This window comes from Agromyces aurantiacus (assembly GCF_016907355.1).
Taxonomy (GTDB): Bacteria; Actinomycetota; Actinomycetes; order Actinomycetales; family Microbacteriaceae; genus Agromyces; species Agromyces aurantiacus.
On sequence record NZ_JAFBBW010000001.1, the window covers coordinates 1,847,424 to 1,859,822 of the forward strand.

Consider the following 12,399-nt stretch of genomic DNA (forward strand, 5'->3'; position numbering starts at 1 on the left):
CGATGTTCGAGTCCGTCCAGGCACTCATCGCCGAGCACGCGGCGCTCCAGGAGGAGCTGGCCGACCCGGCGCTGCACGCCGACGCCGCGCGCGCGAAGCGCGTGAACCGTCGCTACGCGGAGCTCAGCCGGATCGTCGCGGCCGACACGGCCTGGCGGCAGGCGCAGGACGACCTCGACGCGGCGCGTGAGCTCGCGAAGGAGGACGAAGCGTTCGCCGAGGAGGTGCCCGCCCTCGAGGCGCAGCTCGCGGAAGCGCAGGAGAAGCTGCGGCGCCTCCTGATCCCGCGCGATCCCGACGACGGCCGTGACGTGATCATGGAGATCAAGGGCGGCGAGGGCGGCGCCGAGAGCGCCCTGTTCGCGGCCGACCTGCTGCGCATGTACATCCAGTACGCGCAGTCGAAGGGCTGGAAGACCGAGCTGCTCGAGTCCGACGAGTCCGACCTCGGCGGGTACAAGAACGTGCAGGTCGCGATCAAGTCGAACGCGACCGACCCGTCGCAGGGCGTCTGGGCGCACCTGAAGTACGAGGGCGGTGTGCACCGCGTGCAGCGCGTGCCGGTCACCGAGACGCAGGGCCGGATCCACACCTCCACGACGGGCGTGCTCGTCTTCCCGGAGGTCGACGAGCCGGAGGAGGTCGAGATCAACCAGAACGACCTCAAGATCGACGTGTACCGCTCCTCGGGCCCCGGCGGACAGTCCGTCAACACGACCGACTCGGCCGTGCGCATCACGCACGTGCCGACCGGCATCGTCGTGGCGATGCAGAACGAGAAGTCGCAGCTGCAGAACCGCGAGGCGGCCATGCGCGTGCTGCGCGCCCGGCTCCTCGCACGCCAGCAGGAGGAGCTCGCGGCGGCCGCGTCCGACGCGCGCAAGTCGCAGATCCGCACGATGGACCGCTCCGAGCGCATCCGCACGTACAACTTCCCCGAGAACCGGATCGCGGACCACCGGACCGGCTACAAGGCGTACAACCTCGACCAGGTCATGAACGGCGCGCTCGACCCGATCATCGAGTCGGCCGTCACCGCCGACGAGGAGGCGCGGCTCGCCGATCTCGGCGACCAGTGAGCGAGACCGTCGTCCGGCCCATCCGGGATGAGGACTGGCCGGCGGTCTTCGCGATCGTCGACGAGGTGGTTCGCGAGGGCGAGACGTATGCCTACCCGCTCGAGCTCGACTCGGCGGGGGCGCGCGAGCTCTGGGTGGAGTCCCCTCCCGGCCTGACGGTGGTCGCCGAGCGCGGCGGACGGATCGTCGGGACCGCGAAGATGGGGCCGAACCGGCCCGGTCGGGGCGACCACATCGGCACGGCGTCGTTCATGGTCGCCTCCGACGCACGCGGCGCCGGCGTCGGGCGCGTGCTCGGCCAGTGGGTCGTCGACTGGCACCGCCGCGCCGGCTTCGAGGGGATCCAGTTCAACGCGGTCGTGGCGTCGAACGATCCGGCGGTCCGGCTGTGGCGATCGCTCGGATTCGAGGTCGTGGGCACGGTGCCGGGCGCGTTCCGGTCGAAGCGGCACGGCCGCGTGGGTCTGCACGTCATGTTCCTCGCGCTCTGATCGTCTGATGCGCCCGGTTGCCGGGCCGACGGCCGCGCGGTCAGATGTGCCAGTCGCCGTGCCAGTCGTGCTCGCCGCGCGCCGCGGCGGCCGTGGCGGGCGAGAGCGGCTTCGCGACGGCGGGCACGCCGACGAGCAGCGAGTTCGGCGGCGCGCCGCGCGTGACCACGGCGTTCGCTCCGATCGCGCTCCCGGCGCCGATCTCGATGTCGCCGAGCACCTTGGCACCCGCTCCGACGGTCACGCCGTCGCCGAGCGTCGGATGGCGCTTCGCCCCCCTCGGCGCGCCTCGCGGCGCCTTCCCGCCCAGCGTGACGCCGTGGTACAGCATCACGTCGTCGCCGACGACCGCCGTCTCGCCGATCACGACGCCCATGCCGTGGTCGATGAAGAACCGGCGCCCGATGGTCGCGCCGGGATGGATCTCGATGCCGGTGAGGAAGCGCGTGAGCTGCGAGACGAGCCGTGCGGGCAGCCGCAGCAGGGGCACCTGCCACATGCGATGCGCGAGGCGGTAGGCCCAGATGGCGTGCAGCCCCGAGTAGGCGAGGACCACCTCGATGCGGCTGCGCGCGGCGGGGTCGTGGGAGCGCGCCGTCGCGATGTCTTCCCTCAGCGTGCCGATGAATCCCACCCGTCCAGTCAAGCAGATGCGACGGGCGGGCTCAGTCGAGCAGGTCCTCGTACAGCACGGTCGAGAGGTACCGCTCGCCGTAGCTCGCGGCGATCACGACGATGGTCTTGCCGGCGTTCTCGGGGCGCTGCGCGAGCTGCGTCGCGGCGTACACGGTCGCGCCCGACGAGATGCCGCCGAGGATGCCCTCCTCGACGCCCAGGCGGCGCGCGGTGGCGACGGCCTGCTCGATGTTGACGTCGATGATCTCGTCGTAGACCTCCCGGTCGAGGATGGCGGGCACGAAGTTCGCGCCGATGCCCTGGATCTTGTGCGGGCCGGGCTGGCCGCCGTTGAGGATCGGGGACTCGAGCGGCTCGACGCCGACGACCTGGACCCCGGGCTTGCGCTCCTTGAGGACCTGGCCGACTCCGGAGAGCGTGCCGCCCGTGCCGATGCCGGAGACGAAGATGTCGACGCCGCCGTCGGTGTCGTTCCACACCTCCTCGGCGGTGGTCCGGCGGTGGATCTCGACGTTGGCCTGGTTCTCGAACTGGCGGGCGAGCACGGCGCCGGGCGTCTCGGACGCGATCTGCTCGGCGCGCGCGACCGCGCCCTTCATGCCCTCGGAGCCGGGCGTGAGCACGAGCTCGGCGCCGTAGGCGCGCAGCAGGGCGCGGCGCTCCTTCGACATGGTCTCGGGCATCGCGATGACGACCCGGTAGCCGCGGGCCGCGCCGATCATCGCGAGCGCGATGCCGGTGTTGCCGCTCGTGCCCTCGACGATGGTGCCGCCGGGCTTCAGCGAGCCGTCGGCCTCGGCGGCGTCGACGATGCCGATGCCGAGGCGGTCCTTGACGCTGGCCGACGGGTTGTAGAACTCGAGCTTGGCGTAGACCGTGGCCGCCGCGCCGTCGGTCACCTTGTTGAGCTTGACGAGCGGAGTGCGCCCGAAGACCTCGGTGATGTTCTCGTAGACCTGAGCCATGGTGCTCCCTCTCGTGACGCGGCGTCGTGCCGCGAACCAGCTTACGGAGGCTGGGAACCGCGGGGGAGTGCGTTACATTCCTTTGCGTGAATGCACCGCCCGCCGACGCCTCGTCGCGCCCCATCCGCGAGGTCCGCGACGACGTCGTCCGAACCCTGTCGGCGGCGGGCGTTCCCGATGCCGAGGTCGACGCCGACCTGCTCGTCGGTCATGTGCTGGGCCTCTCGCGGGGCGGCGTGCACGCGAAGCTGGTGGTCGGCGCCGACGTTCCGGCGGCGCAGGTCGCGGAGCTCGACGCGCTCGTCGCGCGCCGCGCCCGGCGCGAGCCGCTGCAGCACCTCACGGGTCGCGCGGCCTTCTGCTCGCTCGACCTCGCCGTGGGTCCGGGCGTGTTCGTGCCGCGCCCTGAGACCGAACTGCTCGCCCAGCTCGCGATCGACGCGCTGCGTGCGGCGGCCGAGCCCGAGCCCGTCGCGCTCGACCTGGGCTCGGGCAGCGGGGCGATCGCGCTGGCCATGGCGACCGAGGTGCCGCACGCCCGCGTCTGGGCGGTCGAGAACTCGCCCGAGGCGTTCCCGTGGACCCGTCGGAACGTCGAGGAGGTCGGTGCGCCGAACCTCGAGCTGGTGTTCGGCGACCTGGCCGACGCGCTGCCCGAACTCGACGGCCGCGCCGCGGTCGTCGCGTCGAACCCGCCGTACATCCCGGCCGGCGCCATCCCGCGCGACCCCGAGGTGCGCCTCTACGATCCCGAGCACGCGCTGTACGGCGGCGAGGACGGCCTCGACGTGGTCCGCGTGCTCTCCCGACGCGCGCTCGCGCTGCTGCATCCCGGCGGTGCGCTCATGATCGAGCACGGCGAATCGCAGTCGGCCGACATCGCGTCGCTGCTCGCGGCCGACGGATGGCACGCGGTCGCCCACCACCGCGACCTCACGGGGCGGGATCGGGTGACGACCGCGCGACGCTAGCCCGCGGCATCCGCTCGATGCTCAGCGGTCGTCGCGCCGGTGCCGCTCGACCGCCTCGCGCCGCGCCTGGCGCTCGACCTTGCGGGCGTCGCGCAAGCGCTTCTCGGCCTCGCGCACGGCCTTGCGCGCCTCGCGCACGCGCTTGTCGGCGGTGACCTCGGGGGCTTCGCGCGGGGTGGCGGATGCGTCGGCGGGGGCGCCCGCGGCGCGCTCGGCCATGTGCACCGCGACACCGTCGAAGACGCGCTCGAGCCCGAAGGCGAACGGGTCGTCGCCGTCGGCGAACACCCCGGCGTCGACCGCGCGGCGGAGGGCCGGGAACTCCTCGGCGGTGACGAACGCGGCGAGCATCGCGGACCGGCCGTCGTCGATCGCCTGGGTCTCGATGCCCGCCGCGTGGGCCGCGACCTCGTACGAGCGCTCGATGGTGCTCTGCCACTGGAGCTGGCCGGTCACGAGGAGGATCACGGCGACGCGCTCGCCCTGGTCGAGGGGCGTGCTCGAGAGCGCCTCGAGCATCGCGTCCATCCAGGCGAGGTTGTTGGGCGTGACGGGCGTGCCCTGGATGGGGATGTCGAGCAGCCAGGGGTGTCGTCGGTGCACCTCGAGCTGGGCATGGCCGATCGCGCGGAGCCGGCCCCGCCAGTCGGAGGGGTCGAGGGCGGGGTCGGGTTCGGGGGGCAGTCCGATGCCCTGTTCCTGCATGAGCACGAGCAGGTCGTCCTTCGCGGTGACGTACCGGTACAGCGACATGGTCGTGTAGCCGAGCGACTGCGCGACCCGGCTCATGGAGACCGCCGCGAGACCCTCCGCGTCGGCGATCTCGACGGCGGCGTCGACGATGCGCTCGATGCTCATCTCGCGCTTGGGTCCGCGCTGGGGGCTGGCGGCGACACCCCAGGCCAGGGCGACGCCTCGCGGCAGCTCGGGTTCGACGGGGGTCTCGGCGGTCATCCGGCTCCAATCGGCGGAAATGCTTGCGCCCAGTCTAGAACTGTGTATTACTTAAACCGCTGTCGACGGCATACACAGTTTAGACCATACGCAGAATGAAAGGCACGACCATGACCCTCGCGATCGACGCGCGCGGGATCGCCAAGCGATTCCGCGAGGTCGAGGTCCTCGACGGCCTCGACCTCGCCGTCGAGACCGGCAGCGTGTTCGCCCTCCTCGGGCCGAACGGCGCCGGCAAGACGACCACGATCAACATCCTCACCACGCTCGTCCGACCCGACGCCGGCACCGCCTCGGTCGCGGGCGTCGACCCGCTCCACGACCCCGACGGCGTCCGCGCCCGGATCAGCCTCACGGGCCAGTCGGCCGCGGTCGACGAGGTGCTTACGGGCCGGGAGAACCTCGTCATGCTCGGGCGGCTCTCCGGCCTGGGTGGCCGCGCCGCCGCCGCGCGCGCCGACGAGCTGCTCGAGCGATTCGACCTCGCGGATGCCGCCGGCCGACGCGTCGGCGCCTACTCGGGGGGCATGCGCCGCCGGCTCGACCTGGCGCTCAGCCTCGTCGTGCCGACGCGCGTGATCTTCCTCGACGAGCCGACCACCGGACTCGACACCCGCAGCCGGCAGGAGCTCTGGCGGATCATCCGGGAGGTCGCCGATGCGGGCGCGACGGTGTTCCTCACGACCCAGTACCTCGAAGAGGCCGACCGGCTCGCCGACCGCATCGCGGTCCTCGACCGTGGTCGGGTCGCCGCGGAGGGCACCGCGTCCGAGCTGAAGGCGCGCGTCGGCGGCGACGTCGTCGAGCTCCTCGGCCCGGAGGACGACGTGCTCGCCGAGCTGCCGACCGACGGCACCGTGCACGGCCTGCGCGCGGCCGTGGACGAGCTCGACCGGCTCGCGGCATCCGCCGTCGCCGGCGCCCGCGTCGCCGTCCGGCGTCCGAGCCTCGACGACGTCTTCCTCGCCATCACCGCTCGTCCCGCGGCACCCGCGCGCGGGGCCGAGCTCATCGCATCGAAGGAGCGGCCATGACCGCGACCACCACCACCACCGCATCCGACCGGGACCCGGCGGCGCTCGTCGCCCTGCGCTCGCGCCCCGCCGGGCTGACCGCCGAGGCGGTCCTCGTCCGGCGGAGCATCACGCATGCGCTCCGCGACGCCGAGGCGCTCACGATGGCGGTCATCCTGCCCACGATGCTCATGCTGCTGTTCACGTTCGTGTTCGGCGGCGCGCTCGACCCGTCCGGCGGCTACGTCGACTACGTCGTGCCCGGCATCATCCTGCTCTGCGCGGGCTTCGGCGCGAGCTCGACGGCGCTCTACGTCGCCCGCGACATGACCACGGGCATCATCGACCGGTTCCGGACCATGCCGATGCGCGCGAGCGCGGTGCTCACGGGCCACGTCGCGGCGAGCGTCCTGCGGAACCTCTTCGCGACCGGCGTCGTCGTCGGCGTGGCCCTCCTCGTCGGGTTCCGGCCGACGGCCGACGCGATCGAGTGGGTTGCGGCAGGCGCGCTGATCGCGCTCTACATCCTCGCGATCACCGCGCTCTTCGCCGCGATCGGGCTCGCGGCGTCGAGCCCCGAGGCGGCGAACGCGTACGGCTTCATCCTGCTCTTCCTGCCGTACCTCTCGAGCGCGTTCGTGCCGGTGGAGACGCTGCCCGACTGGCTCTCGTGGTTCGCCGAGCACCAGCCGATCACGCCGATCATCGAGGCCATCCGGAGCCTCCTCATGGGCACGCCCATGGGCGATTCCGGCTGGTTGGCGATCGGATGGTGCGTGCTCGTGATCGCCGTCGCGGCCGCGTGGGGGACGTGGCTGTTCCGTCGCAAGGCGGGCCGTCGCTGACGCGGGCGGCCACGACGAGCGGATGCCGCGGGGTCGCCGCACCCCGCGGCATCCGTCATGCCCAGCCCCGAGACGTCCGCCACGTCTAGAATCGAGCGGTCATGACTGTCATCCACGACTGCTCGGTCGAGTCCGAGCTCCTCGCCGGCATGCGCCTGGCTCGTCGCGCCATCGGCAGCGGCGAGCTCGTCGTCATCCCCACCGACACCGTCTACGGCCTCGCCGCCGACGCGTTCAGCCCCGCCGCCGTCCAGCGGCTCCTCGATGCCAAGGGCCGTGAGCGCACGTCGCCGCCGCCCGTGCTCGTCCCCGGCATCCCCACGCTCGACGCACTCGCCGTCGAGGTACCCGAGGCCGTGCGCGCGCTCGTCGCGGCGTTCTGGCCGGGCGGGCTCACGGTGATCCTGCGCGCGCAGCCCTCGCTCCAGTGGGACCTCGGGGAGACCCGCGGCACGGTCGCGCTGCGCATGCCCGACCACCGCATCGCGCTCGAGCTGCTCTCCGAGACCGGCCCGCTCGCGGCGTCGTCGGCGAACCTCTCCGGCATGCCGTCGGCGACGACCGCGCAGGCCGCGGCCGACATGCTCGGCGACCGCGTCTCGGTCTACCTCGACGGCGGGCCCGCGGGCAGCGGCTACGAGGCGATCGGCGAGCGGCCGGGCGACACGTCGTCGACGATCGTCGACGCCACGGGCCTCGACGCCGACGGCACCGGCACGCTGCGCATCGTCCGTGCCGGCGTGATCTCGCGCGAGCGGATCGCCGAGGTCGTGGGGGAGGAGCTGCTCGCGCCGGCCGCGCCGCCCGCCTCGGCGGTGGACGCCGGCGCCGGACGCGACGCCGACGCGGCGTCCGTGCCCGCCGACGCGCCCACCCGAGCCGGCGAAGCGGCGACCGGATCCGCCGACACGCCCGACCGGACGGACGCCGCCGCCTCATGACCCTGTTCGTCGCCCTCGCGCTCGTCGCCGCGGTCGTGACGTTCGTCGGTTCGGTCGTCGTCTGGAAGCTGAGCCTGCGGTACCGGCTCTACCCGAAGATCCGCGAGCGCGACGTGCACACGCGGCCGACGCCGCGCCTGGGCGGCATCGCGATGTTCGTCGGCGTGCTCGTCGCGGTCGCCGCCGGGGCGTGGATCTCCTCGCTGGGGATCGACCGGTTCGCGAACCTGCAGATCGTCTTCCAGGACCGGTGGCAGGTGCTCTCGATCCTGGCCGCAGCGGGACTCATCGTCGCGATGGGCGTCGCCGACGACATCTGGGAGCTGGACTGGATCACCAAGCTCGCGGGCCAGTTCATCGCCGCGGGCATGATCGCCTGGCAGGGCGTCTCGATCGTGTCGCTGCCCATCGGCGGACCGGACGGCGGCATCACCGTCGGATCGTCGTGGATGAGCGCGACCATCACGGTGTTCACGATCGTGCTCGTCATGAACGCGATCAACTTCATCGACGGCCTCGACGGACTCGTCGCCGGCGTCGCGCTCATCTCGAGCGGCGTGTTCTACCTGTACTCCTACCTGCTCGTGCAGCAGACCTCGCCGACGAACTACTTCAACCTCGCCTCGCTGCTCGCCGTGCTCGTCGTCGGCGCGTGCGCCGGGTTCCTGCCGCTGAACTGGCATCCCGCGAAGCTGTTCATGGGCGATGCGGGCGCGCTGCTGGTGGGCCTGCTCATGGCGACCTCGGCCATCGCGGTCACGGGCCAGGTCGACCCGTCGCTGCTCGGCACCGACGAGCTGTTCCCGGCGTTCATCCCGATCATCATCCCGTTCGCGGTGCTGGTGATCCCGCTGCTCGACTTCGGGCTCGCGGTGATCCGGCGACTGCGAGCGGGCAAGTCGCCGTTCGCGGCCGACCGCAAGCACCTGCACCACCGCCTGCTCGACATGGGCCACTCGCACCTCCACGCGGTGCTCATCTTCTACGGCTGGACCGCGGTCGCCTCGTTCGGGTGCCTGCTCGCGTTCGTCTTCCCCGTGTACTTCGGCATCGACTCGAGCTGGGCGTTCCTGGTCCTCGGCGTCGGCTTCGTGATCCTCGCGGCGCTCACCCTCGCACCGCTCGGCCGCCGCAAGCGCCAGACCGTGGCCGCCGAGGCCGACGCCGCGACCGCGCCGTACGCGCCGGGGCTCGACGAGCTCGCCGGCGCCGTGTCCGCGCCCGCCACCGACCGACCGGCCACGCCGGACGAGCACCCGACAGGAGCCCGATGACCGCCGCACCGCGCGATCCCGCCGACCGTACGCCCACCTCGAACCCGGTGCTGCGCCGAGCGCTCGCCTGGGGCGGCGTGCTCGCCGCCGGGATCGCCGTCGTCGGGGGGATCGTGGGCTTCGCCGTCGCCGGCGCCGAGGGGCTCGTGAGCGCCCTGCTCGGCACCCTCATCGCGGTCGTGTTCATGGGCATCACGGCGGCGAGCATCCTGCTGGCGAACCGCTTCGCCGGCTCCGACCTGTTCGTCGGCGCGTTCTTCGGCATCGTGCTCGGCGGATGGCTGCTGAAGTTCATCCTCTTCATCGTGCTCGTGGTGCTGCTGCGCGGCGCCGACTGGCTCGACCCGGTGGTGCTCTTCCTCGCGATCGTCGCCGGCGTGATCGGATCCCTCGTCGTGGACGTGCTCGTCGTCGCCCGATCGCGCCTTCCCTACGCGAGCGATACGCAGCTGCCGCCCCCGCCCTCCCACGACTGAGCGCGGCCGCGGCGGCGCCATCCGGAGGACCGTCATGCGCCGATCGGCATGCACCCCGGTCGTGGCGCACTTCTACACGCCGTAGCGATTCGGCGGAGGCCCGACTTCTTGCTAGAGTGGGGGAGATCCCCCACGGTTCCGCCCTGCTCCGGCATGTGCGTCGGGCCGTGTTCCATGTTCGTCGACGCGAGAGCTCCGCTCCACGCCCCGAAACAGGAGATAGCGCTGCTAGCTAACGCTGTGAACCTGCTGGTTCCGACCGCAACCGATGATGGTGAGTTCCACGGGCCGTCGATCGAGGAGTTCTTCCCCGGCCCGCTCCTGTTCGAGGGCACCGACTTCGAGATCAACCGCATCATCCTGGTGCGGTTCGTCGCAGTCGTCGCGCTCCTCCTGGTCTTCTGGCTCGGCACGCGCCGCATGCGCGTCGTCCCGGGCCGCTTCCAGAGCCTCGTCGAGATGGGCCTCGACCTCGTCCGCGTCAACATCGCCGACGACCTGCTCGGCAAGAAGGACGGCAAGCGGTTCCTGCCGATCCTGACCACGATGTTCTTCCTGATCCTCTTCATGAACATCACGGGCGTCATCCCGGGCCTGAACATCGCCGGCACGTCGGTCATCGGCGTCCCGCTCGTGCTCGCGATCGTCTCGTACGTCACCTTCATCTACGCGGGCATCAAGCAGAGCCCCGGCAACTTCTTCAAGAACTCCCTCTTCCCGTCGGGCGTTCCGTGGCCGGTGTACATCATCGTCACGCCCATCGAGCTGATCTCGACCTTCATCATCCGCCCCGTCACGCTGACGCTGCGACTCATGATGAACATGATCGTCGGGCACCTCCTGCTCGTGCTCTTCTTCGCGGCGACGCAGTTCTTCGTCTTCACGCTCGGCGGCTGGTACACCCTGCTCGGCGCGGGCACGTTGGCCTTCGGCCTCGTGTTCACGCTGTTCGAGGTGCTGGTCGCCGTCCTGCAGGCCTACGTCTTCACGCTCCTCACCGCGGTCTACATCCAGCTCGCGGTGGCGGAGGAGCACTGAGCCCGGGCATCCGCCCGAAGCGAACCCCAAGAAAGGAAACCCCAACGTGGACGCAACCACCGTTCTCGCTGAGATCAACGGCAACATCGCGACGGTCGGCTACGGCCTCGCCGCCATCGGCCCGGCCATCGGCGTGGGCATCGTCGTCGGCAAGACCATCGAGGGCGTGGCCCGCCAGCCCGAGCTCGCCGGCCGCCTCCAGGTCCTGATGTGGATCGGCATCGCCTTCACCGAGGCGCTCGCCTTCATCGGTATCGCGACCTACTTCATCTTCGTCTGATCCCCCCGTCCCAACTGAGGAGGCCAACGTGCTTCACGCACTCCTGAGTGCTGCAACGGAGGGCGGCGAGGAGACTCCGAACCCGGTCCTCCCGGCGACCTACGACATCGTCTGGTCGGCGGTCTGCTTCGTCATCATCCTCGTCTTCTTCTGGCGGTACGTGCTGCCGCGCATGCAGAAGCTGCTCGACGAGCGTGCCGAGGCGATCGAGGGCAACATCGCGAAGGCCGACGAGGCCCAGCGCAAGGCCGAGGCCGCTCTCGAGGAGTACACCGCCCAGCTCGCCGACGCGCGCGCCGAGGCGGGTCGCATCCGCGAGACCGCCCGCGAGGACGGCAAGAAGATCGTCGCCGAGGCCAAGGAGCAGGCCACGACCGAGGCCGCCCGCGTGACCGCGAGCGCGCAGGCGCAGATCGAGGCGGAGCGCCAGTCGGCGCTCGTCTCGCTGCGCTCCGAGGTCGGCACCATCGCGATCGACCTCGCGTCGGGCGTGGTGGGCGAGACCCTCTCCGACGACGCCAAGGCGAAGGCCGTGGTCGACCGCTTCCTCGCCGACCTCGAGGCGTCCGAGCAGGCCGCCGCAGGGGGGAAGAAGTAGCCCATGGGCAGCGCAACGAGAGGGGCCCTGGCCGGCACGCGAGCCGAGCTCGCGGCGCTCGGCCGAGCCGAGCTCCCGGTGGCCGGCGACCTCCTCGCCGCGACCCGGGTGATCGCCCAGACGCCCCACCTGCGCACCGCGCTCACCGACAACGAGGCCGAGCCGGCCCAGAAGCGCGCGCTCCTCGAGCGCGTCTTCGGCGGCAGGGTCGCGCCTGAGGCGGTGGCGCTGCTCGCGAGCGCGGCGTCGCAGCGGTGGTCCTCGGCCGCCGACTTCCTAGACGGACTCGAGGAGCTGGGCCTCCGCGTGGCGGCGGACGCCGCCGGCGACGCCGAGGTCGACGCCGAGCTGTACGCGTTCCAGCGCACCGTCGCCTCCGACGCCGAGCTCGAGCTCGCGCTCGGGTCGAAGCTCGGATCGACCGACGCCAAGGTGAAGCTGGTCGATCGCCTGCTCGGCCCCGTCGCCTCGCCCGCGACCGTCCTCGTCGTCCGGCACCTGGTGCAGTCGCCCCGGGGCCGCCGCATCGGCGGCATGCTCCGCGAGGCGGCGTCCGTGGTCGCCGACCAGCGCGGGTTCGACGTCGCGACCGTGACGTCCGCCGTGCCCCTGGGCGCCGACCAGATCGCCCGCCTCGAGCAGACGCTCGGGGCACGGGCCGGCCGCCGCATCCGCTTCGACTCCATCGTCGACCCGTCGGTCCTCGGCGGCGTGCGGGTGCAGGTCGGCGACGACGTCATCGACGGCAGCGTCGCCAGCCGCCTCAACGACCTGAGGCAGAAGCTCGCCGGCTGACGCCGGCCGACCACGACCGGCGTCCCGCGCCGCGACATCCCAG

At 71.9% G+C, this 12,399-nt stretch carries 15 protein-coding genes; 12 read left to right on the top strand and 3 right to left on the bottom strand.

The window, feature by feature from the left end; translation table 11 throughout:
* The first annotated feature begins 2 nt into the window (after window positions 1-2).
* On the top strand, window positions 3-1,079 hold the full coding sequence (gene prfA / locus JOD46_RS08730) for a peptide chain release factor 1 (RefSeq protein WP_204393427.1): 1,077 nt from the start codon (window positions 3-5) through the stop codon (window positions 1,077-1,079).
* Window positions 1,076-1,570 (top strand): GNAT family N-acetyltransferase, encoded by a 495-nt coding sequence (locus tag JOD46_RS08735; protein ID WP_307834973.1) that lies wholly within the window; start codon window positions 1,076-1,078, stop codon window positions 1,568-1,570. The genes prfA and JOD46_RS08735 overlap by 4 nt, the downstream gene beginning before the upstream one ends.
* A gap of 40 nt (window positions 1,571-1,610) precedes the next feature.
* On the opposite strand, the gene epsC is transcribed toward JOD46_RS08735, so the two are convergent.
* Both epsC and cysK read right to left on the bottom strand, forming a co-directional pair.
* Window positions 1,611-2,204 carry a serine O-acetyltransferase EpsC gene (epsC, locus tag JOD46_RS08740; RefSeq protein WP_204393429.1) on the bottom strand — a complete coding sequence of 198 codons (594 nt, stop codon included), beginning with the start codon at window positions 2,202-2,204 and terminating at the stop codon, window positions 1,611-1,613.
* A gap of 31 nt (window positions 2,205-2,235) precedes the next feature.
* Window positions 2,236-3,171 carry a cysteine synthase A gene (gene cysK / locus JOD46_RS08745; RefSeq protein ID WP_204393431.1) on the bottom strand — a complete coding sequence of 312 codons (936 nt, stop codon included), beginning with the start codon at window positions 3,169-3,171 and terminating at the stop codon, window positions 2,236-2,238.
* A gap of 86 nt (window positions 3,172-3,257) precedes the next feature.
* Here cysK and prmC point away from each other — a divergent pair, with 86 nt between their 5' ends.
* Window positions 3,258-4,142: a peptide chain release factor N(5)-glutamine methyltransferase gene (prmC, locus tag JOD46_RS08750; protein ID WP_204393433.1), complete on the top strand. Its 885-nt coding sequence runs from the start codon at window positions 3,258-3,260 to the stop codon at window positions 4,140-4,142.
* Between the two features lie 21 nt (window positions 4,143-4,163).
* Here the strand turns inward: prmC and JOD46_RS08755 are convergent, their stop codons facing one another.
* The gene (locus tag JOD46_RS08755; RefSeq protein ID WP_204393435.1) at window positions 4,164-5,096 is read right to left on the bottom strand and encodes a TetR/AcrR family transcriptional regulator; all 933 of its coding nucleotides are present in this window, start codon (window positions 5,094-5,096) and stop codon (window positions 4,164-4,166) included.
* A 110-nt stretch (window positions 5,097-5,206) separates the two neighbouring features.
* Here JOD46_RS08755 and JOD46_RS08760 point away from each other — a divergent pair, with 110 nt between their 5' ends.
* From JOD46_RS08760 to JOD46_RS08800, 9 genes are all read left to right on the top strand, one after another.
* Window positions 5,207-6,130 (top strand): ATP-binding cassette domain-containing protein, encoded by a 924-nt coding sequence (locus tag JOD46_RS08760; protein ID WP_239562662.1) that lies wholly within the window; start codon window positions 5,207-5,209, stop codon window positions 6,128-6,130.
* Window positions 6,127-6,954 (top strand): ABC transporter permease, encoded by an 828-nt coding sequence (locus tag JOD46_RS08765; RefSeq protein WP_204393439.1) that lies wholly within the window; start codon window positions 6,127-6,129, stop codon window positions 6,952-6,954. Before JOD46_RS08760 ends, JOD46_RS08765 begins: the two co-directional genes overlap by 4 nt.
* A 101-nt stretch (window positions 6,955-7,055) precedes the next feature.
* Entirely contained in the window at window positions 7,056-7,895 is an 840-nt protein-coding gene (locus JOD46_RS08770) for an L-threonylcarbamoyladenylate synthase (protein ID WP_204393441.1), read from the top strand.
* Complete coding sequence (locus JOD46_RS08775; protein ID WP_204393443.1) at window positions 7,892-9,169, top strand: MraY family glycosyltransferase; 1,278 nt, start codon at window positions 7,892-7,894, stop codon at window positions 9,167-9,169. The genes JOD46_RS08770 and JOD46_RS08775 overlap by 4 nt, the downstream gene beginning before the upstream one ends.
* Window positions 9,166-9,645 (top strand): Cg1360 family ATP-synthase-associated protein, encoded by a 480-nt coding sequence (locus JOD46_RS08780; RefSeq protein ID WP_204393445.1) that lies wholly within the window; start codon window positions 9,166-9,168, stop codon window positions 9,643-9,645. Before JOD46_RS08775 ends, JOD46_RS08780 begins: the two co-directional genes overlap by 4 nt.
* 240 nt (window positions 9,646-9,885) lie before the next feature.
* Window positions 9,886-10,683 (top strand): F0F1 ATP synthase subunit A, encoded by a 798-nt coding sequence (gene atpB / locus JOD46_RS08785; protein WP_307834974.1) that lies wholly within the window; start codon window positions 9,886-9,888, stop codon window positions 10,681-10,683.
* Between the two features lie 46 nt (window positions 10,684-10,729).
* Window positions 10,730-10,963, top strand: coding sequence for an ATP synthase F0 subunit C (gene atpE, locus JOD46_RS08790; protein WP_022888426.1), 234 nt, complete (start codon window positions 10,730-10,732; stop codon window positions 10,961-10,963).
* Window positions 10,964-10,991: 28 nt separating this feature from the next.
* Complete coding sequence (locus tag JOD46_RS08795) at window positions 10,992-11,561, top strand: F0F1 ATP synthase subunit B (RefSeq protein WP_204393449.1); 570 nt, start codon at window positions 10,992-10,994, stop codon at window positions 11,559-11,561.
* Window positions 11,562-11,564: 3 nt separating this feature from the next.
* Window positions 11,565-12,356, top strand: a complete 792-nt coding sequence (locus JOD46_RS08800) for a F0F1 ATP synthase subunit delta (protein WP_204393451.1) — start codon at window positions 11,565-11,567, stop codon at window positions 12,354-12,356.
* Window positions 12,357-12,399: the final 43 nt, after the last annotated feature.

Coding starts and splice junctions, on each gene's coding strand:
- JOD46_RS08780 (WP_204393445.1), top strand. CDS start 9,166: ATGACCGCCGCACCGCGCGATCCCGCCGACCGTACGCCCACCTCGAAC.
- JOD46_RS08765 (WP_204393439.1), top strand. CDS start 6,127: ATGACCGCGACCACCACCACCACCGCATCCGACCGGGACCCGGCGGCG.
- JOD46_RS08755 (WP_204393435.1), bottom strand. CDS start 5,096: ATGACCGCCGAGACCCCCGTCGAACCCGAGCTGCCGCGAGGCGTCGCC.
- JOD46_RS08800 (WP_204393451.1), top strand. CDS start 11,565: ATGGGCAGCGCAACGAGAGGGGCCCTGGCCGGCACGCGAGCCGAGCTC.
- prfA (WP_204393427.1), top strand. CDS start 3: ATGTTCGAGTCCGTCCAGGCACTCATCGCCGAGCACGCGGCGCTCCAG.
- JOD46_RS08770 (WP_204393441.1), top strand. CDS start 7,056: ATGACTGTCATCCACGACTGCTCGGTCGAGTCCGAGCTCCTCGCCGGC.
- cysK (WP_204393431.1), bottom strand. CDS start 3,171: ATGGCTCAGGTCTACGAGAACATCACCGAGGTCTTCGGGCGCACTCCG.
- JOD46_RS08775 (WP_204393443.1), top strand. CDS start 7,892: ATGACCCTGTTCGTCGCCCTCGCGCTCGTCGCCGCGGTCGTGACGTTC.
- JOD46_RS08760 (WP_239562662.1), top strand. CDS start 5,207: ATGACCCTCGCGATCGACGCGCGCGGGATCGCCAAGCGATTCCGCGAG.